This window comes from Adhaeribacter rhizoryzae (assembly GCF_008629685.1).
In the GTDB taxonomy this organism is placed as follows: Bacteria; Bacteroidota; Bacteroidia; order Cytophagales; family Hymenobacteraceae; genus Adhaeribacter; species Adhaeribacter rhizoryzae.
This window is the reverse complement of the sequence record NZ_VWSF01000005.1, coordinates 186,609-208,698: the sequence shown is the minus strand read 5'-3', so window position 1 is coordinate 208,698 and position 22,090 is coordinate 186,609. Positions and strand designations below refer to the sequence as shown.

Genomic DNA, 22,090 nt, shown 5'->3' with positions numbered 1-22,090 from the left:
TTTGGTAGAACCATGTTGTAGGTAGAATTAGCGCCGCACATATCCCGCTTTCCTTGATTCTGCTACCTGGCTGCTACAACTACGCAGGCTTAATTTATTACCTAATAAATGTAAATAAATACTTAGAATTATTCTTTATAGTAACTTACCGCACAGTCAACAAGGAGCTTAGTTTTATAAATGCTTTATAAATAGATTTAAAATGAAGGTAGAGCAAATTAATAATGGCAAAAAAGGCTTTTTTAAGGCAACTGATAACAATGCGGAAGCCGGGATGATGGTGTATACCTGGGCAGGCGACACTAAAATAATAATTGAACACACCGAAGTAAATCCGGCCTTTAAAGGTAAAGGGGTAGGCCAAGAGATGTTGCTGTCAGCCGTAAAATATGCCCGGGAAAATCATATTAAAATACTTCCTCTTTGTCCATTTGCCAGAAGTGTTTTCGAAAAGAACGAGGAACTGCAGGATGTTCTTTTCTAAGTCAAGTTTAGGTAATATTTTTTAAATCTATAAACCATTAACGCATTGGTGCAAAATTAACTAACAAGCACGAAATTGGTTCTACTAAAAGCCATCATCCTTAATGGTAAAACGGTTAGGTAAACTATTCCTGGTGGGTAAAGTTAAATCCCGTTCTTTGCCCTTGTAAAATAGCTGCCTTACGTTTGGTGCTTTTGTTTGGGTCGGGTAACTTAGGCCGCTATCGTTATTAAATAATTATGTCTAAAACAGTACACGTTGGATTAATTGGCTATGGTATGGCCGGCCAAGTTTTTCATGCTCCCATTATTACCAGTGTGCCGGGGCTGCACCTAACTAAAATCCGGGAAACCAAACCCGCCAATATTAAACTGGCCAAGCAGCGCTACCCCTTAGCCGAGATAGTAGCCGATACCAATGCTATTTTGGAAGATGAAACCATTCAGGTAGTAGTTGTTGCTACCCCCAACCACACCCATTATGCGCTGGCCGAAGCGGCTTTACTAGCCCGCAAACACGTGGTCGTAGATAAGCCTTTTACCGTTACTGCTTCGGAAGCGAATACCTTAATTACCCTGGCTGCCCGCCAGAATTGCTTACTAACGGTACACCACAACCGCCGCTGGGACAGTAATGCCAAAACGCTCCGCCAAGTTATTGACAGCCAATTGCTGGGCCGGCTGGTAGAGTTGGAAATTCACTTCGACCGTTTCCGGAATTTCTTTCGGCCGGGTGCCTGGCGGGAAGAAAATATTCCGGGTTCGGGCATCTTCTACGATTTAGGGCCTCACCTGATAGACGAAGCCCAGTGTTTATTTGGCTTGCCCCAAGCCATAACCGCCGACGAACGGATACAACGCACCGGCGGCAAAACCATTGACAATTTTACGGTAGTGCTGGATTACGACACAATAAAAGTAACCTTAAAAGGCGGCATGCTGGTCCGGGAACCCGGACCCACCTACCAACTGCTGGGTGAGCAGGGCAGTTACGTAAAATACGGCACCGATGTGCAGGAAGAAGCCCTCAAAGCCGGCTTAACGCCCACTAATACGCCTGACTGGGGCATTGAACCGGAAACCCGCTGGGGTAAAATAAACACCGAGTACCAGGGGCAACACCTGGTGGGTACTATCCAAAGTGAGCCCGGCGACTACCGGGCGTTTTACGCCAATGTTTATGCCGCCATACTGGGGCAGGAACCATTAGCGGTTACCCCGGAGCAAGCCCGTAACACCATCCGGATTATAGAACTGGCCCGGCAGAGCAGCGCCGAAAAAAGAACTATCCCGTGGAGTTATTCTTAAAACTAAGGGTTTAAAACTAAGGGTGATATTTTAAAATGGCGGTTACGCGGTTATGCTCAGCTTCCTCAACGCGCACCAGTGTAAAACCTGTTCCCTCCCTAATTGCGCTGTTATGCGGAGAGTTAGCGCAGCGCTCTACGCATTCTACGGATAGCCAATCTCCTGATTGGCGTAATAAAAAAACTATTCAGTCAATAAAAGTTATCGGTACCAACCCCGGCAAGCCGCTGTAATCGCGGGCGCTGCTGTACAGGTAATGGTATGCTTCTTCCACCCAACCTTCCTGCAATGGGTTCTGGTGAATATACTGGAGCTTTTGGTACGTGAAATTATTAGTCAGTAATTCCTCGGCGTGATTATTCTGCTGCCAAAATTGGTACTGGGTATTGCGGCTATTCTTCCCCGCCGCAAACCGAAACTTATCCAACAGCCATTCCTGCCGGCTTTCCGGACCAGCTTCTATTTCCTTAATAATTTGCGCGGCGGTAAACTTTTTCAAATCCCGGATAATGTCCGATAAGTTTGCCTTTTTGGGTCGCTGCGCCGAAATAATCAAATGGGCATGGCTGCTCATCAGACACCAGGCATGTAAGCTTAAACCTTTGTGGGTAATGCAATATTTCAGGCTTTGCACAAATACCTCTTTATACCGGGCCCGCACAAACACATCAAGCCAGAACACCACCGTAAACGTGACAAAATAAACACCTTCCGGATTATTTAAACCGTAAGGCCTTGGTGTTAGGTGCATAGGAGTTAGCAGCTAGTTATGCTATATTACTACGCCAATCAGAGATTGGCTTTCCAGAGAATGCGTAGAGCGCTGCGCTAACTCTACACATAACAAAGGGCATAACAAAGTAACAAAGCATAATAAATGTTGCGTTCTGCTATAGTTCTACTCAAAACGCTGGTTAAACTGATTGAAAATATTCAAAAAGACGACCATAATTAAACCTCGGATTTGTTTATCTCATCCGGCGCATCATTATTTTTACGGGAATTGCGGTTAGCTTTTTTTGCTGCCAAAAGGCGCTCCCGGTGTTCTTTTTTCTCCTTAAATTCTTTTTGGCGCTGCTTCTTTTGTTGATCTCCTGATCTGGTGCTGGTTCCCATTGCCTAATTAAATTTTTGTCTTATTTAAATATTTTGTTTACCCTTTCGCAATATTCGAAGTTGCTAAACGTAACAAACATTTTGCCATAAGAATATTCGTACGCTTTTGTTGTACATAGTATACTATCCCCGTTGTGCGTAGAGTTAGCGTAGCGCTCTCCGCACTTTATGGAAAGCCAATCTCTGATTGGCGTAGCTAAAGAATAAAAATATTAAGCCCAGCCCCTTTCAGCAGTGGTAAACGTGGCAAAATATTACCTGCTCCAATTTAAACAGCCACACCTTGCGTTTTCCGGCCAAAGTGTAAAGTACGCCAGCAATTAATAGAACAGAATAAATAGTAAATTTTATAATAAGCCAATCAGAGATTTATTTCCAAGAAATGCGTAGAGCGCTTCTCTAACTCTCCGCATAACAAGAGTAATTAATTAATTTATAATAGTGCTAATATAGAATGTTTAAATTCCTTTATATTTAAGAACAATCATAAACAGGTACATGAAAAAACTTTTACTAATATTATTAACGCTTACGCCTATTTTATTCTTTTCAAGCTGTAAAAAGGAAGTTGAAGATGTTAAAGTAGAAGAGGAGAAGGAAACTTTGCTCCAGATGCAGACAAGACTACTTAAAGGAAAGTGGCAGTTCAAAGAAGCACTTAACAATTATTTTGATCAAAACGGCAAGCCTATTGAAGCTAAAAAGTCATATCCTTTTATTGGTGATAAAACCACGTATAGTTTTGATGGAAAACTATATACCATTGATTATGACCCCTTCTATAACAGAATACCTGACGTTTATCCTTATACCGTAACCCAAGAAGCTGATCAACAAATTTATTTAAACTTAGAAGGATTTATTTTAAGATCAGGCAAGGTTCACTCCAGGCAAATTTCTGTCATATTCGATGAACTGGATGAACGATTGGAAATTCATTATGACGACGGCAGAATGGACATTATATTTAGAAAATACATTAGAATGCCTTAACAGCAGTTTGCATAGAGTGCTGCACTAACGCTACGAACAACAGAGGGAGTTAGCGCAGCGATCTCCGAACTCTTCGGAAAGCCAATCTCTGATTAGTGTAGCTAAAGAATAAAAATATCAAGCATAGCCCCTAGTAGCTGTTGTAAACGGGGCAAAATATTACCTGCTCCCATTTAAACAGCTGGACTTAGTGTTTTCCTGCCCAAGCGTTTGGTATGCCAGCCATTAACAGAACAGAATAGATTATATATTTCATATTACGTCAATCAGAGATTGGATTTCCTAAAAATGCGAAGAGCGCTGTGCTAACGCTACACATAACAGGTGCGGCCCCAATTTAATAAAACAGCAATGCGTTTATACCTGGTAGAAAACTTTTAGTTGACGAAGACGTTTTTTAACCAGTTTATTCTTCATTGGCTTAAACCGAATTATCTCGTCATTATTCTTTCTAACTGTAACATAAAAAGGCTGATCCATTTTCTTTGTAAGATGATAGATGCTGGCCAACTCGGCAATGTCTTCAAACCAGCTGGCCATTCCATATAAAGAGGTAAATGGAGTTTTACTGAGCTTTTTGTAAATAGCAGGCGCTAAGGTTAAAGACACTTTTTTACCACTCCGGAAGCGGGTTTGCTCCAGTAATGAATCAGTAGCATCTTTACTAGGCACGTTCATTTTGTCCCAAATATTTTTAGTAAATAAGGTAGGTTTCACCAGCGCTTCTCTATCTGGGGGGTGGGGGGTAAAATCCAAAACGGCATCTACCACGTGCGTAGCCTCGTGCAATAAAACATATACAAAAGCATCCAGTTCACCTGCCTCAATTCTGATTTCGTATTCCGGATTGGCCGACTGCTCATAACAGGTATATTCTTTCTGGGTAGCCCATTCCGAAATAGTTTCCTTAAACATTCCGGCCCGAAAAGTAATATTATACATTTTAACAGAATCGGGGGTATTTACCGGTGAGGTGAGCGCCGTATTGGGCATGTTATCCAGGAAGCTGATGCTATGTAAATGCCCTTTCAGGATTTTCTGATGCAGGGGCGGTAAAGCCGCAAAAGCTTTTTCTACCTGGGCCTGCTCCACGGCGGTTATTGCATAGTTGGTTGGGTTGATACCAGCCTCCTTAAACATTTTAAAAACACTTTCGGGAGCCGCTATAATGCGTTCGGTTAAGTTAGGATTAAGCGGTAGGGTCTGCGCGCAAATATTAAAAGATAAAATTAAACTAAGAGCTGTAATAAAATATATCTTAGGCATAACTTTTTAAAATAAACATTCCAAAGTTAGAATATTATTTATATTACCGGGCTGCGCCAAAGTGAAAATTGGGCGGCTGCGATGCTTCTAAACGCCCCGTTATGCGTAGAGTGCTGCACTAACACCTGTTATGCGTAGAGTTAGCACAGCGCTCTAAGCATTCTACGGAAAGCCAATCTCTGATTGGCGTAACAGATAAAAACTATTCAGCTAATAAAAGTGATAGGTACCAACCCCGGCAAGCCGCTGTAATCGCGGGCACTGCTATATAAATAATGGTGTGCTTCTTCTACCCACCCTTCCTGCACCGGATTCTGGTGAATATCCTGGAGCTTTTGGTCGGTAAAATGATTCGTCAGTAATTCCTCGGCGTGGTTATTTTGCTGCCAGAACTGGTATTGCGTGTTACGGCTATTCTTGCCCGCCGCAAACCTAAATTTATCCAACAGCCATTCCTGCCGGCTTTCCGGACTAGCTTCTATTTCCTTAATAATTTGCGAGGCGGTAAACTTTTTCAAATCCCGGATAATGTCCGATAAGTTTGCCTTTTTGGGTTGCTGCGCCGATATAATTAAATGCGCGTGGCTGCTCATGAGGCACCAGGCATGCACTTGTAATCCTTTGTTTTTAATACAGAAATTTAGGCTATCTACAAATATGGTTTTATAACGCAGCCGAACAAACACATCTAGCCAGAACACCACCGTAAACGTCACAAAATAAATACCTTCCGGATTGTTAAAACTGTAGGGTCTGGGCGTTAGTTGCATGGGAAATGTTCGGCAAATGGTATGTTTGTAGTACGGATTATGCCAATCAGAGATTGGCTCTCCTAAAAATGTGTAGAGTGCTGCGCTAACTCTCCGCATAACAGAGTCAAGCCCCTATCAGCGAGTACGCCTTCTGGCTGAAACGTATCCGGTAATGCTGCCACCTCACAACCTATCTATATCATTATTTCAGGAGGATACTAAACAAGTTAGAGATTTGTATTTCTACACTTGGGAAGGAGTATAATTATACGATAAACTGCTAAAGCAGGGCCAATATCTTCTTAGTGCGGTAAGGTAGGCACTTATATTTTATGTGGCAGCATGCATAAAAACCAATATTATAATATGGTGTGTTCGAACACACTATTTTAATAAATGCTTGAATATTTAAAATTAAACATTTAGTTTTAAGCAACTATTGGGGTGGTAAATATTAGCAGATACCGGATTAGCTGTTTTGTTATTACTGGCTGATTGGCAGAATTATTAATGCTAAAACTTCTCTTACAGCCTCCCCATTTTTCAAGCAATATAATTTGAGTAAAAAGCTATATTTTAATTTATTCCTTTTCTTCCTACTGGCGAGAAGGAGTGGTTCTTACAGCGAAACACTTATGCTGCCAGCAAGAAAGGCAATGTCTTAGGTGTCGTTCAAGATAAATACAAAAAGTGAAATGACATCATCAAATAAATTCCACCTGGTAATTAGATCTGTTATGAATAAATTGTTCTTTTTATTTTGTACGTTATACACCACTATTTCATTTGCTCAAACCCCCTACCAGGAGTTGCCCGACCCTAAACCGGTGAATGAAGAATTGTGGAAGCAGGTGAAAACCGGAACCTATGTCAGTTTTGCTTCTCCTGATAACCGTTATGCTAAAAGCAATGTTCCAGCCGTTTCGCCCGTCTTAACTAATTGGCAAACCAAAGCCTGGAAAGGAGAAAAAGTACATACGCAGATTCTAATATGGACAACCAAACCACTTAAAAATACCAGCTTGCTTGTTAGTGATTTGAAGGGTTCTAAGCAAAATAAAATACCTGCTGCAAAGATTAAAGCAAGCTTTTTGCGCTACGTTATGGTAGACGGATTAAATGAAAAAGGTACTGGCTGCGGAATCCCGTCTAATCTTGAGCCAAGTTTGGAGGCAGATGTGATAGATAACGCGAAAGCTTCCCCTATTGCAGCTAATACCACGCAGCCGGTATGGTTGAGTATTTCTATTCCCGCTGATGCTCCTGCTGGGGTGTATAAAGGCTCTGTTAAGGTAATAGAGGGGAAAAACGAAATTCTGGGTAATTTAAATTATTCAGTAGAAGTTATTAATCGTACTTTACCAGCGCCAAAGGAATGGCAATACCACCTTGATCTTTGGCAAAACCCGGATGCTATCGCCCGGATGCACCAGGTTGAAAAATGGTCAGACGACCATCTGAAAGTGATGAAGCCTTACATGGAATCGCTGGCCAATGCCGGACAAAAAGTAATTACCACCACGCTTATTCATGACCCCTGGAATAGCCAGACTTATGATGTTTATAGCTCCATGATTAAGTGGACTAGGTAGAAGAATGGTTCCTGGAGCTATGATTATACCATATTCGATAAGTGGGTTTCTTATATGATGGCTTTAGGGATAGACCGGGTGATTGAATGCTATAGCATGATCCCTTGGAATCTTAAGTTTTACTACTATGATGAAGCATTAGGCAAAGAAACTGTCTTGGTTGCAGAGCCGGGCACGCCGGAATATAAGGCCCATTGGCAGCCCATGCTGGCTGATTTTGCTAAGCATCTTAAGAAAAAAGGGTGGTTTAATAAAACTACGATTGCCATGGATGAGCGTCCGATGGAGGCTATGCAAAAAGCGATTGCGGTCATAAAAGGTGCTGACAAAGATTTTAAAATATCACTTGCCGGAAATTATCATCCTGAAATTGAGAAAGATCTTTTTGATTATTGTGTTGCCTCCAATCAAAAAATAGATAAAAAAACGATGCAGGCCAGGAAAAACGCCGGTTCAATAACAACTTTTTATACCTGTTGTGCGGAGGGCTTTCCTAATACCTTTACTTTTTCACCGCTTGCGGAATCTGCGTGGCTGGCCTGGCATGCCGCCAACAAAGGCTATGACGGCTATTTGCGGTGGGCGTTCAACAGTTGGCCCCAAAACCCATTGCAAGACAGTCGTTTTGGGAAGTGGTCTTCCGGAGATACGTATTTTGTATATCCGCAGAACAGATCTTCCATTCGCTTCGAAAGGTTGATAGAAGGGATTGAGGACTTTGAAAAGATCAGAATCCTGAAAGAAGAATTCAAGCGGAAAGATCAACCTAAGAAGCTTCAACAGCTCGATGCTATCTTAGCAGGATTTGAAATAGATGTCTTAAAAACCAAACCCGCCGGGCCGATGCTTACCCAAGCGCAGCAGGTTCTGAATAATCTATAATGTAAGGAAAGCAGCCATTTGGCCGGAAAACCTTATTCCGGACAAATAGGCTGCTCCTGTTGTGCATAGAGTTGGCGTAGCGCTCTACGCTCTTTCCGGATAGCCAATCTCTGATCGGCGTAATAAAAAATCGCTTCAGTCAATAAAAGTAATAGGTACCAACCCCTGCAAACCGCTGTAATCGCGGGCGCTGCTGTATAGGTAATGCTGCGCTTGTTCCACCCAACCTTCCTGCACCGGATTCTGGTGAATATATTGGAGCTTTTGGTCGGTAAAATGATTTGTCAGTAATTCCTCGGCGTGGTTGTTTTGCTGCCAGAACTGGTACTGCGTATTGCGGCTGTTTTTACCCGCCGCAAACCGAAATTTATCCAGTAACCATTCTTGCCGGCTTTCCGGACCAGCTTCTATTTCCCGGATAATTTGGGCAGCCGTAAACTTTTTCAAATCCCGGATAATATCGGATAAATTTATTTTCTGCGGATTAGCGGCTGAAATAATTAAATGCGCATGGCTACTCATGAGGCACCAGGCGTGCACCCGTAAACCTTTGTTTATAATACAGAAATTTAGACTCTCTACAAATATAGTTTTATACCGCAGCCGCACGAAAACATCCAGCCAGAACACAGATTGGCTTTCCAAGCAATGCGTAGAACCCTACGTTAGCCATCTGCATACCAGAAGCATTTTGTTTAAGTAAAATACTGATTTTTCAGTATTTTATATACCTGCTATTTTCCTCTTATTGCAATGCTAAGTTGGCTTTATTAAGTGCTATCAAACCTGAAAAAACCATACCTTTAAAGAAAGTAAAAATGAATTATTTAAAAAACCTCTTTTTTTATTTACATTTTACTAGGATTTTTTATCACAACTTCTTGTGTCAACCTTGCAAGAAGATTTAAATCCTATGATTTATCTTGGGTTCGTTTTGACGAAGCGGAAGATTTTGTTTCTATTCAGACGGAAACATTCAAAATATTTGAAGCGCCAAAAGCTTCTACATCGCCTAAAAATATTCTTGGAGTACTAACTACCCTTTCTGCTGAGGGACAGGCAGAATTATTAAAATCAATTAGTTTAAAAACGGGAACAGTAAATGATTTGGAAACTGGTTTAGCAAAAAAACTTACCTCGACCGAAACATCTGCACCAAAGGTTAAAATGTTTCCTCTTTCTATTAATAAATCGATTGTTTTCTCAGTGGATAGAAAATGGGCCTCTGAAGGTTCAACAAATGAAAAAAGAGTTTTTAATCGTATTGGGGATAGATTAACAAATCTGGAGATTTCGCTAACTCTAGATGGAACACATCCGATTGAATTTAATTCATGGGATAAATTTGTTTCAGATTGGGTAACAGTAGACTTGGGAAAAGTAACATCCTCCCAACAATGGTCAGCTACTGCTAATATAAGTGCTACAGCAGGTAGTAAAAAGACAGATTCGGATAAAAATACTATTACTAATGCAATTGCTACAAAAACTGGAAAAGCAGATATAAATCAAACGGAAAATAATAATTCCTCAGGAACTGGAGCGGAAAATGTAAATGGCAATGAATTCTCATCTTCCATTGGTCCAAGTGCTAATCTTAACTTTATTGATAAGTATGAATCAAGTTTAAATTTATTAATGTCCAGAATGAAGTTTTCAGGAACATTAGGCAGACGAGATATGGTACTTAGGCAGGAGGGTGGCTTTGGAATAGATTTAAGTGGAAATACTTCTGTTTCAGTTGAGTTAAATTATACTGGTGGATATGCATCTCCAATTTATGTTTTTAAAGTTCAGGACTACTATAATGCCGCTGGAAACCCAAACTTATTAAGCGCTTTAAAGAAAGAAATAATATTATGGTATTTTCCTGATATAAAGAATACTCTCAGTGGATTTTTGCGCTTTAAGTATTTATATAGACACGTTAAGCCAGGCAGTCCTAAGCATATTCCTGAAGCTAGGCAATCGGTGCTATATAAATATGGAGAAGTTGGATACGATCCTAAATATAGCTCACCTCAACTTGTTGAATTAATTAGACCTGAAGATTTTAAGCCAATTACATATAGGATTAGATTTTTGCACACAGGGAATATGGTAGAATTACAATGGAATAATAAAATTATTAATTTTGAAAAAGCAGAAGAGGCGGCAGCTTTTATAGAATACCTCATAAGTCTTGGAAGTACAGCCGCACCAAATTATAGCTCTTTAACGCCAAGCCCAAGCGGAGTTAATCTCAAAGATTTTCAAATAATAAAAATACAAAATTAACTTATTTGAAATGTGCTTGTAAGCATTTGTTCCTGATGCAATAATATAAGTTCTGTACAAATAACTCTTTTTGACGGGCCACTCTGTTGTGCGTAGAGTTACCGCAGCACTCTAAGCATAACAGAAAGATTGGCTTTCCGGAAAATGCGTAGAGCGTTGCGCTAACACTATGCATAGCAAGTGCTCTCCCTAACCCTTTTTAAAACTAAGCATGAGCTAACTCTTCGCATAACAAAGAAAATATTAAAAATTATTATTGTTGTTTTTATAAATAAAATTATAAATAATTCTAGTCATATTTTTGGATTCTTCTGTCAATTCATCCCAATTATTCAGATTTTTAACAGCATTATGTGCAAAATCTAATTTATTATAAATTTTCTTAATTTCACTTTTAGAACCTACTGAAACAATCTGTTTTATCTGTTTTTCTCCTGAAATTCTCGAAATGAATTCTCCAATGGGTTGCATTTTATAATCTTCATATTTAAAATCATTAAAAACAACCTTTTCAACACCTTTTAATCTATACTCGGTCAAGGTTTTTTTTAACACCTCCGGAGATAATAAGTTTTCGATTTCTAATACCTCTAATTTAAAATAATTTTCCCTTAGCTGCCTTTTAAGAAGTTCGTGCCTTTTGTCTTTACCTGTATCTAAATCGTGAATTAGAAAGATTCTATTCGAAATTTTTGTAGCATTTATCTGTTCCTCATTATCATATTCGATATTTTCCGAAAAATTGAAATGTGTGATATTATTGCCATTAAATTCAATAAAACTAAAGTGAAAGTCTTCTTTAAAGAATGGGAAATGTGTTTTTTTATCAGGATTCCCTAATTGATATAATTCAAGATATTTTCTTATGTAAATCCTGTCTGAAACTCCTTCTACCCAAATAGAGCAGTTTGATAAAAATACAGATGAATTTCTTACTCCAAGTAAGTTCAAAATCGATACGGAAGGAGAGGCAAGATTCTCAATCTTGAAAATTTTTTCACCAACCTCATTGTCCTCTTTTTTCAGAGAAAAAATTGATACATCGTTTGGAAAATCTAATGATGTATCTAAGAAATGATTAGAGTGGGTGGCTATAAAGCATTGAACATTATCAAAGCTTTTGATTGTTTCAATAAATACCCTTTGTATTCCTGGGTGCAAATACAATTCAGGTTCCTCATAAAAAATAAAATGTTTAGTATTCTTATAATAAAAAAGAGGAAATGTTAAAATTATTATTGATTGGATTCCGTCTCCTAAATTAAAAATTGGCAATTCTTTATTATCTCCAATCTTAACATATATATCTTTGATATCTTGGTCTTCAATTGAATGAAGAGAAACATTTAAAGAATTAAAAAAACTTTTGCTTAAAAAAGATTCAAAATCAGTTAAAACCTTTCTTTTTTCTTCAGGAGAATTTCTAAGATCTTTAATGAGTTCATATAAGTTCTCACCAGTAAATATATTATTTTTTGAAATTAGTTGCTTATAATAGTAATTCTTATTGTTGTGCTCTGATTCATACTCTTTTTTAGAAAAGTAATCTACCATTACTCTTGAAGAAATAATGGAATTATCTATTTGCTCATAATCAGTTATTTTATATCGATCGCTTTCGTAATGAGTTGCTTCCGTTGTTTTTCTTGTTAGAAATCTCCTTAATGTTCTAATTGCTGGAATATAGGTAACTTTATTGTTTTTAAGTTCAATGGGAATTTTATTTCTAATTAAAGATAAAGCTTCCTTACTTAACTGCTCTATCTCTTTTTTTCTTTGTGATTCCTTACTATTTTCATCAAGAAGCTTTGTTTTAGAACCAGCGAATTCATCATTAATTAACTTCTTTAAGTTTGATTGAAAATTTACATAAAAACTATATAATTCTTTATCATAAATTGTTTTTTTCTCCGCTTTAAAAAAATCATACAAAGGTTTACAAAAGCTTGGATTATTGCATAATGTTAGGATTTTATCATATACAGGTGAAAGAGAATTTAAAAGTTCTTCTTTATTTACATTTATTAGACCAAATTTTGTTTCGTCTGATTTAAACAGTGGAATACTATTGTACTGATCATTGGGATCATAAATATTATAATTTCTTAAATCTTTAAATAATTCTCTTAAGAGGCGGCTTTTACCTGAATTATTTATACCAACAAAAAAATTTATTTTGCTTAATGGTGTTAAGTTTATAATTTCATCGCCTTCAAATTTATAATTATTATAACATTCTAGAGTTCTATTAATTCTGAATTGTTTTATCATTTTTAAAAAACTAAATTGTATTTACAATATAATACCTTTTCCTGAATTTTAGCTGAACAACCCTAACAACTCCTTCTTCGACAGCGATTTCAAAACCGCATTGTCCGTTTCAACCATCTCTTTCACCAACTCTTTTTTACTTTCCTGCAACTTCTGAATTTTTTCTTCCACGGTGTTGGGGCAAATGAGGCGGATGGCTACTACGTGTTTTTCCTGCCCAATGCGGTACACCCGGTCGATGGCCTGGTTTTCGACGGCGGGATTCCACCAGGGTTCTACGAGGTACACGTAATCGGCGCGGGTTAAATTTAGGCCGGTGCCGCCGGCTTTTAAACTGATTAAGAATACCCGTACGTTAGCGTCGTCCTGGAACTGGTTAACCGCTGCGGCCCGGTCGCGGGTTTGGCCGGTAAGCAGGGCAAAGGGTATGCCGCGGGCGCTTAGTTCTTTTTTAATCAGCTCCAGCATGGTTACAAACTGCGAGAACACCAGTATTTTGTGGTGCGGCGCTTTGCTCTGGATTTGCTCCAGCAAAGTTTCTATTTTGGCCGAGGTAGCCAGGCTATAGTCGCCGCCCGTGAGCAAGGCCGGGGAGTTGCAGATTTGCCGCAGTTGGGTAAGGCCGGTGAGCACGTGCATGCTGTTTTTGAGAATTTCGCCGTCGCCCTGCGCCGAAATAAAATCGCGGATTTCCCGCTCGGCCGCATCGTACACCCGGCGCTGCTCCGCGCCCATTTCGCAGTAAATAACCATTTCAGTTTTGTCGGGCAGTTCGGGGGCTACCTGTTCTTTCGTGCGCCGCAAAATAAAAGGGCTTACCTTTTGCTGCAGTTCGGCGGCCCGGCGGCTGTCTTTAAACTTATCGATGGGCGTGGAATAATGGTCGCGGAAAAACCGCTTGCTGCCCAGCAAACCGGGGCAGGCAAACGACAACTGACCGTATAAATCAAAAGTATTGTTCTCGATGGGCGTGCCCGTTAGCACCAGTTTATTCCTGGATTGCAGCAAGCGCACCGCCCGGTACCGCTCGGTTTCCGGGTTTTTAATATTCTGCGATTCGTCGAGGATAATGTAATTAAACGGATATTCCTTCACCACCCGGATATCCGAGAGCAGCGTGCCGTAAGAGGTCAGCACGATTTCGTATTGGTTTAGCTCGGCGATATTTTTTATGCGGGTGGCGCCGTAAACGGTTAATATTTTCAGCGAAGGCGCAAACCTGGCTACTTCGTCCTGCCAGTTAAACAGCAAAGAAGTAGGCACCACCACCAGGTTGGTATTTTGTTTTACCCGCCCGCGCTGCGCCAATAAAAAGGCCAATATTTGGATGGTTTTGCCCAAACCCATATCGTCGGCGAGGCAGCCGCCAAAGTTAAATTCATCGAGGAAAGTAAGCCAGTTGAGGCCTTGTTTCTGGTAACCGCGCAAAGTGGCGTGCAAGCCGGCGGGCACTTCGGCTTCGGGCAAGGCTTTATAATTAGCCAGCTTCTGGCGGTACTGTATTAGTTCGGTTTGCACTTCCTGGCTCAGCACTTCGTCTTCGTACAGCTCCGTTATAACCGAGTAGTTTATTTTGGGTGTCCGGATGTGTTCGCCGGCTACTTCGCCCACCGCCAAATAACGGGCAAATTTTTCCAGCCATTCCTGGGGCAACAAACCCTGGGTGCCGTCGCCGAGCTGCACAAACTTACTTTTGTTCCGGATGGCCTGGTGCAAATATTTGAGCGAGGCCTGCTGTTGCCCAAACTTTACCTTAACCGTGGTATCGAACCAGTTAATGCCGCTGGTTACCTGGATGCTAATTTTGGCTTTGTGCGGGTTGAGGCGGTTATTTTTGAGTTCTTTAAAACCCAGCACGGTAATACCAGCCTGCTGCCAGGCTTCAAAAGCATCCAGAAACCAACCGTCTTCTAAAAAGCGGTCGCGGTGCAGGTAAAAGCAATCCTGGTGGAGTTGTTCGTAAAAAAACGGGTGCTGCTTTAGAATATCGGCTACCAGGTTATGTTCCGCTTCTTCGTCGCGGGCCAGCGTAAACGCCTGGCCGCGGGCATCGGTGCCGTATAGCTGCTTGTGCGTAAGCACCGGTATTTCCAGGGGGCCGTACTTCATTACCGGTGTCAGCAAAATAAAATCCTCCGACTCCGATAAATAAATAATTTGTTCGCGGGTTTCGGCCAGGCCAAATTCTTCTATTTGCTTCGGGGTAGCCGGTTTTATATAAGCGTAATTAACCTTTATCTTGCTTTCGAGGCTGGCCAGCACCGTTTCCCGGAACTCCGCAAATTTCGATTCGTGGATTAATATTTTGTGGTTGTGCTTTTTGAAAAACCGGATAATCCGGAGCAAATCGGGATTATCGAGCAAATACAGGTTTTTCTTAACCTGAATAAAATATTCGTGCTGCACCGCCAGGTGTTGCAAATCGTAGGGCTGGTCCAGGAGGGTGATGGTGCCGGTAATCTCGTAAAAATTGTCTTTCACCACTACATCCAGCACCAGGTTTACCGGCAAACTTTGCACCGCTACCGGCACCAGCGAACTGGCCGTAATATTGCCCGAAGCCCGGTTATTATTAAGGTTGTGCTGGTAAAATTTAAAACCCAGCGGATTCCTCACCAGGGCCTTTAAAGCCGCCAAATCGGCCTCGCCCGGTTCGGCCTCGTAGCTCCGCTGAAACTTAGTTATAGCCGTAAAGAATTTAAGTTCTTCCGGGTTTTCGGTGAGCCAAATCAGGTCGGCGGGGTTAATTTGCTGTAAAGGATTTTTTAGTTTTCCGCTGGCCGTAATGGCCGCCCGGTACAGTTCCAGGTACAAATGCTTGTAATATTTATGCTCCGCAATAACCACAATATACGCTTTGTCAGGGGTAGTTGCCACGGACTGCGGCAGCATTGGTGGTTTGAGTTTGGGCAATAATTGTTCCTGTAAAATGGCCTGGGTAGCCGGATTTACCGGCAACAACTCTTTTAACTTGGGCTTAACCGTAATATTTTTGTTTGCGTATTCCAGGTCGAAATATTTATCCAGGTTTTCTTCGGCGGCCAGGCCGTAATCCTGGGCCACAGGTAATATTTTGTTCCGGCGCAGTTTGGCATCAAAAAATACCCGGAATTCGGGGCGGGTAATGAGGGCCTGTAGTACCTGCGCCTGGTGTTCGCATAAGTGGGTTTTGGATCGGGTGCAGGCACACGAAAACCACAAACCGGCCGAAAACTGCACCACTTTTACCGCGGGCATCCGGCTGCCGGTTACCCCATTAAATATACCTTCGTTTACACCTATTACGTCCGGCTGCATTTCGTACGACGAGCCAATCAAGGGTACCGCTTCGGCGGCAGTGTGTTTTAAAATAAAAGCATGGTTCACGGTAGCCACCGAAGCTACTGCCAATAGGTAATCGGTGGCATGGGCGTTGCTGCTCGTAAAATTTCGGGGGTCAGGTTCCTTCTCCGGCATTGTTCTGGGTTTCGCAGCCGAAGTTAACCAGAAAGTTTTTGCTTTGCCTGCTATTTTAGCCGGGAATTTACCCCGCACCCAAACGCCCCTTTATTAACCTTTAAAGCCAGGCTGCCCGATTGCCCCCCGAAACTTATGCCACAATAAGGCGGGTAATAAACGCCGGGCTAACCCGCATAAACCCCTGCGGCAACCCGTACAACCCGCGAATTTACGCTGAAATATTGCCTGCAGAAGCGTTTTACTCAAAGGGAGATTTCCTGTATTCAAAGCCCGAAAAGGTTTACTTATATAATTTAAGTTGCAGCTCCCCTACCCCGGATAGTACCTTAATCATATTAATAATTTTTGGTAAATATTTATATATCAGTATTTTAATTATTAAAACTATGAAAAACGCCACGCGCTCTAACCTCCTGCATAAAGGAATATTTGCCACTTTGCTGCTATGGGTAAGCCTGCTGCTGCCCGCTTGTATTGAAGAAGACCCGGAACCTACGCCCAGCTCCGAAGTACCCACCGAATTGGCCCGTAAATGGCTGGCCGGAGAATTTTCGATGGGTGAATTCTGGGATTATAACGGCTCGTATACAGGCAATGCGTTTGAAGCCGGCCTGGCTTTCGATTTTAAACCCGATGGTAAATGTGAGTTTTACCTGGTAGCCGGCGGCACTTCTTACAGTTGCCGCACCGAAACTTTTGTTTACAAAAAAGGAACTGTGCAGTTTAACGAAGCTGAGCAGTCGTTTACTTTTTACCCCACCGAAGGGCGGGCCCGGGGCTTTTACAAAGGTTGTGCTTCATCTTACCAGAACTACGATAATAAAACCGAGAAGAAAGACCTCAAACCCGAAACCTATTATTACACGTTGCAACCAGACAATGCGGGCAAAAACCAACTCATTATCCGGTTCGAGCCCCAGGCAACGGCTTATACTACTTTCCGGCCCGCTAACTGGTAAATAATAATTGTTCTGGCGTAAACCGGGAAAAATAAATCAACACGAATTTTCAGAAAAAACAGAAAAGCGCTCCAGGATTATTCTTGCGGCGCTTTTTGCAAACAAATCTGGATTGTAAAGACCCTTCCGCCCTCCGGGCACCTTCCCTGAACCAGGGAAGGAGTTCGGCCGAACCAGCTCATCATGGAATAGCTTTGTTGCGGAGGCTTATTAATTGATAATTGAACCTAGAATGGCAGTAACTACAGGCAACTGACAGCAGTTTGGACAGCGAGGGCCTTTCAGCTTTCCGGTGCGCAGCATTGCGAGGTACGAGCAAAGGAAAGATGAGCAGCCCGAGCGGCCAAACGGGGCCCGCCGGCCGGGAGGCAACTTAGGAATATGCTACCAGTTAGCACTTACACATTGAAAGATGAAATCTTTCAAAAGATAAACAGCCACTTTATAAAATTCTTTCCGTTTCCGCCAATCTTAACTTTGCTTAATCCCGGCTTTATTTTAGCCTAACCCACACTTTAGCAGTAATTACCGCTGGAATCCAGATAAAATTTTGAAAGAATCCCCAGATGGTTATCTTGCAGCAATAATATTCACCCTGCCTAAAGCTGTTCACCAACTAATAAAGTAAAATCAAAACTATTCCGACATGATGCGTGTACGTACCCTCTTGTTACTCTGGCTTAGTATTATTTGTATTAACCTGGCCGGAGCCCAAACCACCACAGCACCCGAAAGCAATATTTCAATTATTCCGCAGCCGGTTAGTTTAAAACTTTTACCGGGCAATTTTCAGCTTACGGCTAAAACTAAAATTTACATTACGCCTCAGGATCAGGAGCTTAAATTATTGGCCGGCATGCTCGCCGACCAGCTAAAAAGTACTACCGGTCACGAACTAACCGTAATCGAAAAGGCCAATGCGCTAAAAGCTAAAAATGCCATTATTTTAAGCAAACAGCCAACCGACACTACGCTGGGGAAAGAAGGATATGCATTAACTGTGCGGCCGGAGAATATTGTGGTGCGGGCCACCCACGGGCACGGCATATTTTACGGATTGCAAACCATTTACCAGTTATTACCGGCTGGCCCCGAAGCGGTAGCCGGTAAAGCCGCCGTTGCTATTCCGGCCGTGGATATTCAGGATAAGCCGCGCTATAGCTGGCGGGGCCTGATGCTGGATGTGGGCCGCTATTTTTACCCGGTCGAGTTTATCAAAAAATACCTCGATTACATGGCCATGCACAAACTCAATACGTTTCACTGGCACTTAACCGAAGACCACGGCTGGCGCATCGAAATAAAAAAATATCCCCGTTTAACCCAAATTGGTGCTAATCGCGAAGGCACCCAGGTTGGTAACCGCGATCAGATTGATTACCGCCCCCACAGTGGTTATTATACCCAGGAGCAGATTAAAGACGTTGTGGCTTACGCCAGCGCCCGCTACATAAACGTAGTGCCCGAAGTAGAAATGCCCGGCCATACGCTGGCGGTTTTGGCAGCTTACCCGGAGCTTTCGTGTACGGGCGGGCCACACAAAATGCCGCTGCAATGGGGCATTCAGAAAGATATTTACTGCGCCGGCAACGACCAAACGTTTACTTTTCTGGAAGATGTTTTAACCGAAGTAGCCGCCTTGTTTCCGAGCCCCATTATTCATATTGGCGGCGACGAAGCACCCAAAGACCGGTGGAAAGCTTGCGCTAAGTGTCAGGCCCGCATTAAAGCCGAAAATTTAAAAGATGAACACGAACTGCAGAGTTATTTTATTAAACGCATTGAAAAATTCCTGCTGACGAAAAATAAAAATATTATTGGCTGGGACGAAATATTAGAAGGTGGCCTGGCTCCCAATGCTTCGGTTATGTCGTGGCGCGGCATTAAAGGCGGTATTGCGGCGGCCAAAGAACACCACAATGTGGTTATGACACCCTCTTCGCACCTATATTTAGATTATTACCAGGGCGACCGGGCGTTGGAACCCAAAGCAATTGGGGGCATGCTGTTGCTGGAAAAAGTATATTCCTATGAACCTACGCCCGCCGAGTTAACACCCGCAGAAGCTAAATATATAATTGGTACCCAGGGCAATGTGTGGGCCGAATATATTCATACTCCAGAAAAAGCCGAATATTATGCTTTTCCGAGGGCAGCGGCTTTGGCCGAAGTAGCCTGGACCCCGGCCAATCTGAAAAACTGGGATAACTTTAAGAAAAGAATGGAAACACAATACAAACGTTACGATGCGATTGGCTTGAACTATGCCAAAAGTGCTTACAACGTTTTCATGGAAGTTACGCCCGATACGGAAGCAAAAAATATTACAGTATCTTTAAAAACCGGCAGCCACGGCACCCGCATATTTTACACCCTGGACGGTACCGAGCCCACTTTGGAATCTTTGCAGTATACCATGCCCTTTAAAATAATTAACCCGACTGTTGTAAAAGCAACTGCTTTTCAGGCTAATCAGCAAGTAGGCAAGGTAACCACCCGCACCATCAGCGAACAGGATTTAACCGGTAAAAAAGAATAAACTTGCTTTAATGTTTTAATATTATTAGAAAACAGGAAATTATTTACCATTCCAAACCTTCTAGTTATGCGTAGAGTTAGCAACGCGCTCTACGCATTTCCAGGATAGCCAATCTTCTGATTGGCGAATTACGTTATTACATGTGCCTAGCAAAAGCTTATGCCTCCGCATCTTCCGTCAGGTCTATAATTTCTATATCCGCTTCAAAGGCTTCGGCCGTATTGTCGTATAAAGCCGGGGTATTTTCTTCTTTCAAAATAATGGCATTTTCATCCATTATTTCGTCTTCTTTACGGGGTGAGTTTTCTGCTTCCTGTTCCATCTGGTGCTAATGATAATAAGTGCAAAGTTGCTTTTTGGTATTAACGCAAAAGGTTAAAAGAAGCTCACAAAAAATTATTTATCAGCTAGCCAGATTAGGTGCAGGCGTTTTAAATCCAGAATTATTCTTTGCTCTTTATCCGAAAACCACTGGCTAAATCTTTTCCGCGTAATTCCAGGCCTTTAACCAAGTGGTAAGTGCACGGAATGGGAGCATCCCAACAAACCAATTCTTTAACCGGCCGCCAGACGTTTACATGAGATACTTTTACTGGTGCTAAAGCAGGTACAGGATGATACTCCTGATACATTAAACGAGCTTGTATTACGGCTGGTTGAAAGCGCAAAAAGTGAACAAGGTCGCGTAACTGATTTAGGCCCAAACCCAGTATTATGGTTATACCAAGCACATACACAAAAGCGCTGTACTTGCTAATGGTGCCTTGCAAAACAAAAATAATGGGTATTAACAGGCTTAAATAAATAAACGTAACCCCAAACCTAATACTGGGCACAAAATACAGCCAGAATAGAAATCCTGCGTAATAAATAAACCACAGGGCCAGTAATTTTTTATAAAGATTTGTAAAACCTGGCGCTTCGCGTTTTAGGTAACCCAAAATAACCATGAACAAAGGCGATAGGGCAGCTCCGGCAAGTATAAATTTATAGTAAGTTGATTGATAACTGTACCAGGATTTAACCCAAACCCAGAAAGAAGTTTGCAAAACACGTTGCCAGTCGTTGGCCCCTTCTTTGGCAAAAGATTTTATCATATTCATTTCATCCAGCACAATTGGCATAGGTACTTTCCAGTCAACCGTAAAAATATCAAGGTACGGAAAAGGATAAACTAAATACCCGGTTTGAATAATATTGCGGATAAACCAAGGGCCAAAAATAAACAGGCCAGACGCAGCTACCAGCATAACCCATTGTTTACTTAGCTTAACCTGTTCGGTAAAAATTAAATACAGTAAAACGCCCGCAATGGGAGCAACCGATATTTTAATTGTAAAGGCGGTTAACACCAGCAACACCAAAGTCAGGGTTTCAAACGCATTTATTTCTTTCCCTGATTTACCCAGCTGATAAATTTGAATGGTAAAAATAAAAGCCAGTATTACCGTTAACGCAATATCCGGCGTAGGCGACGCAATGGCTCTATCGAAAATTATCGGGATTAAGCCGCATAAAATAACCGGAAAAATACTGTAGGCCATTTTGCTTTTGTCTTTTGTAAAAGCTGCCCGAAAAAGGGTTAGTCCGGTTACGGTTAATAATAATACCAGATAACTGTTAAGGGCATAAATTGGCTGGCTGGTTAACGATACCCCACTAAAAAAAGCCGACCATAAAAAGAAACTGGAATTATAACCTATTTGGGATAATAAATTGCCAATGCCCGGCACAACCGGGTAATATTGCGGCCATTTAATGGCTTGAATGTGATACAGCCCACTATCGGTATGTAAAACAGGTAATGTATTCAGGTATAATAAATTAAGAACTATAATTAAAACCGGTAATAGCAAAAACAAAAATTCAGTTTTTGAAAAACTGAGGCGGGGTTGCAAAAACAGTTTAAATACCGCCTTTCGTTTAACAGCATAAAAGGCCAATGGTATAATTAAAGTTAAGTGGGTAATTACATTTATAGGAGCAAAAAGCGAATAAATGGCCAGGTAACCGGTTAAAAAGCACAAACCAAATAAACTCAGCAGGTAGGCCGGTACTTTCGTAAATTTCCAGCCGAAAATATTGCTGAGCAGGTTGTAAAGCATTAATCCTAGACTGCAATTAAAGCAGTGAATGTATGCCCACATTACTAAGGTAAGTACCATTATTAAACTTTAAAGAATGACCAGAATA

General features: G+C 41.6%; 15 protein-coding genes and 1 pseudogene. 7 read left to right on the top strand and 9 right to left on the bottom strand.

Annotated features, from left to right (window positions below; translation table 11 throughout):
• Nucleotides 1-187: 187 nt before the first annotated feature.
• Both F0145_RS09405 and F0145_RS09400 read left to right on the top strand, forming a co-directional pair.
• A complete protein-coding gene (locus F0145_RS09405; protein WP_394349580.1) occupies nucleotides 188-484 on the top strand; it encodes a GNAT family N-acetyltransferase in 297 nt (98 codons plus the stop codon).
• 239 nt (nucleotides 485-723) lie between these two features.
• Nucleotides 724-1,791: an oxidoreductase gene (locus F0145_RS09400; RefSeq protein ID WP_150088145.1), complete on the top strand. Its 1,068-nt coding sequence runs from the start codon at nucleotides 724-726 to the stop codon at nucleotides 1,789-1,791.
• Nucleotides 1,792-1,978: 187 nt separating this feature from the next.
• Here the strand turns inward: F0145_RS09400 and F0145_RS09395 are convergent, their stop codons facing one another.
• Together F0145_RS09395 and F0145_RS26170 are read right to left on the bottom strand one after the other, a co-directional pair.
• A complete protein-coding gene (locus tag F0145_RS09395; protein ID WP_150088144.1) occupies nucleotides 1,979-2,542 on the bottom strand; it encodes an REP-associated tyrosine transposase in 564 nt (187 codons plus the stop codon).
• Between the two features lie 200 nt (nucleotides 2,543-2,742).
• Complete coding sequence (locus tag F0145_RS26170; protein ID WP_190277514.1) at nucleotides 2,743-2,907, bottom strand: hypothetical protein; 165 nt, start codon at nucleotides 2,905-2,907, stop codon at nucleotides 2,743-2,745.
• Nucleotides 2,908-3,405: 498 nt separating this feature from the next.
• Between F0145_RS26170 and F0145_RS09390 the strand changes: the two genes are divergently transcribed.
• Nucleotides 3,406-3,900 carry a hypothetical protein gene (locus tag F0145_RS09390; protein ID WP_150088143.1) on the top strand — a complete coding sequence of 165 codons (495 nt, stop codon included), beginning with the start codon at nucleotides 3,406-3,408 and terminating at the stop codon, nucleotides 3,898-3,900.
• Nucleotides 3,901-4,257: 357 nt separating this feature from the next.
• Here F0145_RS09390 and F0145_RS09385 read toward each other — a convergent pair whose 3' ends face one another.
• Entirely contained in the window at nucleotides 4,258-5,166 is a 909-nt protein-coding gene (locus tag F0145_RS09385) for a hypothetical protein (RefSeq protein ID WP_223815927.1), read from the bottom strand.
• Nucleotides 5,167-5,372: 206 nt separating this feature from the next.
• Complete coding sequence (locus F0145_RS09380) at nucleotides 5,373-5,936, bottom strand: REP-associated tyrosine transposase (protein WP_150088218.1); 564 nt, start codon at nucleotides 5,934-5,936, stop codon at nucleotides 5,373-5,375.
• 677 nt (nucleotides 5,937-6,613) lie between these two features.
• On the opposite strand from F0145_RS09380, the pseudogene F0145_RS26985 reads away from it, so the two are divergent.
• Nucleotides 6,614-8,392, top strand: a pseudogene (locus tag F0145_RS26985) (glycoside hydrolase domain-containing protein).
• A gap of 135 nt (nucleotides 8,393-8,527) precedes the next feature.
• Here the strand turns inward: F0145_RS26985 and F0145_RS09365 are convergent.
• Nucleotides 8,528-9,037: a transposase gene (locus F0145_RS09365; protein WP_150088140.1), complete on the bottom strand. Its 510-nt coding sequence runs from the start codon at nucleotides 9,035-9,037 to the stop codon at nucleotides 8,528-8,530.
• 462 nt (nucleotides 9,038-9,499) lie between these two features.
• Between F0145_RS09365 and F0145_RS09360 the strand changes: the two genes are divergently transcribed.
• Nucleotides 9,500-10,669: a hypothetical protein gene (locus F0145_RS09360; RefSeq protein ID WP_150088139.1), complete on the top strand. Its 1,170-nt coding sequence runs from the start codon at nucleotides 9,500-9,502 to the stop codon at nucleotides 10,667-10,669.
• A 243-nt stretch (nucleotides 10,670-10,912) separates the two neighbouring features.
• Here the strand turns inward: F0145_RS09360 and F0145_RS09355 are convergent, their stop codons facing one another.
• Both F0145_RS09355 and F0145_RS09350 read right to left on the bottom strand, forming a co-directional pair.
• A complete protein-coding gene (locus F0145_RS09355) occupies nucleotides 10,913-12,940 on the bottom strand; it encodes an AAA family ATPase (RefSeq protein ID WP_150088138.1) in 2,028 nt (675 codons plus the stop codon).
• Between the two features lie 48 nt (nucleotides 12,941-12,988).
• Nucleotides 12,989-16,396 (bottom strand): DEAD/DEAH box helicase, encoded by a 3,408-nt coding sequence (locus tag F0145_RS09350; RefSeq protein WP_150088137.1) that lies wholly within the window; start codon nucleotides 16,394-16,396, stop codon nucleotides 12,989-12,991.
• A 389-nt stretch (nucleotides 16,397-16,785) separates the two neighbouring features.
• On the opposite strand from F0145_RS09350, the gene F0145_RS09345 reads away from it, so the two are divergent.
• Nucleotides 16,786-17,358, top strand: coding sequence for a hypothetical protein (locus F0145_RS09345; protein WP_150088136.1), 573 nt, complete (start codon nucleotides 16,786-16,788; stop codon nucleotides 17,356-17,358).
• Nucleotides 17,359-18,004: 646 nt separating this feature from the next.
• Nucleotides 18,005-19,897, top strand: a complete 1,893-nt coding sequence (locus F0145_RS09340) for a beta-N-acetylhexosaminidase (RefSeq protein ID WP_223815926.1) — start codon at nucleotides 18,005-18,007, stop codon at nucleotides 19,895-19,897.
• 157 nt (nucleotides 19,898-20,054) lie between these two features.
• Here the strand turns inward: F0145_RS09340 and F0145_RS26165 are convergent, their stop codons facing one another.
• Entirely contained in the window at nucleotides 20,055-20,219 is a 165-nt protein-coding gene (locus F0145_RS26165; protein ID WP_190277512.1) for a hypothetical protein, read from the bottom strand.
• A 121-nt stretch (nucleotides 20,220-20,340) separates the two neighbouring features.
• Nucleotides 20,341-22,062, bottom strand: coding sequence for an LIC_10190 family membrane protein (locus F0145_RS09335; RefSeq protein WP_190277511.1), 1,722 nt, complete (start codon nucleotides 22,060-22,062; stop codon nucleotides 20,341-20,343).
• Nucleotides 22,063-22,090: the final 28 nt, after the last annotated feature.

Bases quoted from the DNA above. Each gene is read 5' to 3' on its own strand.
- F0145_RS09400 (WP_150088145.1), top strand. From the start codon at position 724: ATGTCTAAAACAGTACACGTTGGATTAATTGGCTATGGTATGGCCGGC.
- F0145_RS26165 (WP_190277512.1), bottom strand. From the start codon at position 20,219: ATGGAACAGGAAGCAGAAAACTCACCCCGTAAAGAAGACGAAATAATG.
- F0145_RS09390 (WP_150088143.1), top strand. From the start codon at position 3,406: ATGAAAAAACTTTTACTAATATTATTAACGCTTACGCCTATTTTATTC.
- F0145_RS09335 (WP_190277511.1), bottom strand. From the start codon at position 22,062: ATGGTACTTACCTTAGTAATGTGGGCATACATTCACTGCTTTAATTGC.
- F0145_RS09395 (WP_150088144.1), bottom strand. From the start codon at position 2,542: ATGCACCTAACACCAAGGCCTTACGGTTTAAATAATCCGGAAGGTGTT.
- F0145_RS09340 (WP_223815926.1), top strand. From the start codon at position 18,005: ATGATGCGTGTACGTACCCTCTTGTTACTCTGGCTTAGTATTATTTGT.
- F0145_RS09350 (WP_150088137.1), bottom strand. From the start codon at position 16,396: ATGCCGGAGAAGGAACCTGACCCCCGAAATTTTACGAGCAGCAACGCC.
- F0145_RS09355 (WP_150088138.1), bottom strand. From the start codon at position 12,940: ATGATAAAACAATTCAGAATTAATAGAACTCTAGAATGTTATAATAAT.
- F0145_RS09380 (WP_150088218.1), bottom strand. From the start codon at position 5,936: ATGCAACTAACGCCCAGACCCTACAGTTTTAACAATCCGGAAGGTATT.
- F0145_RS09345 (WP_150088136.1), top strand. From the start codon at position 16,786: ATGAAAAACGCCACGCGCTCTAACCTCCTGCATAAAGGAATATTTGCC.
- F0145_RS09385 (WP_223815927.1), bottom strand. From the start codon at position 5,166: ATGCCTAAGATATATTTTATTACAGCTCTTAGTTTAATTTTATCTTTT.
- F0145_RS26170 (WP_190277514.1), bottom strand. From the start codon at position 2,907: ATGGGAACCAGCACCAGATCAGGAGATCAACAAAAGAAGCAGCGCCAA.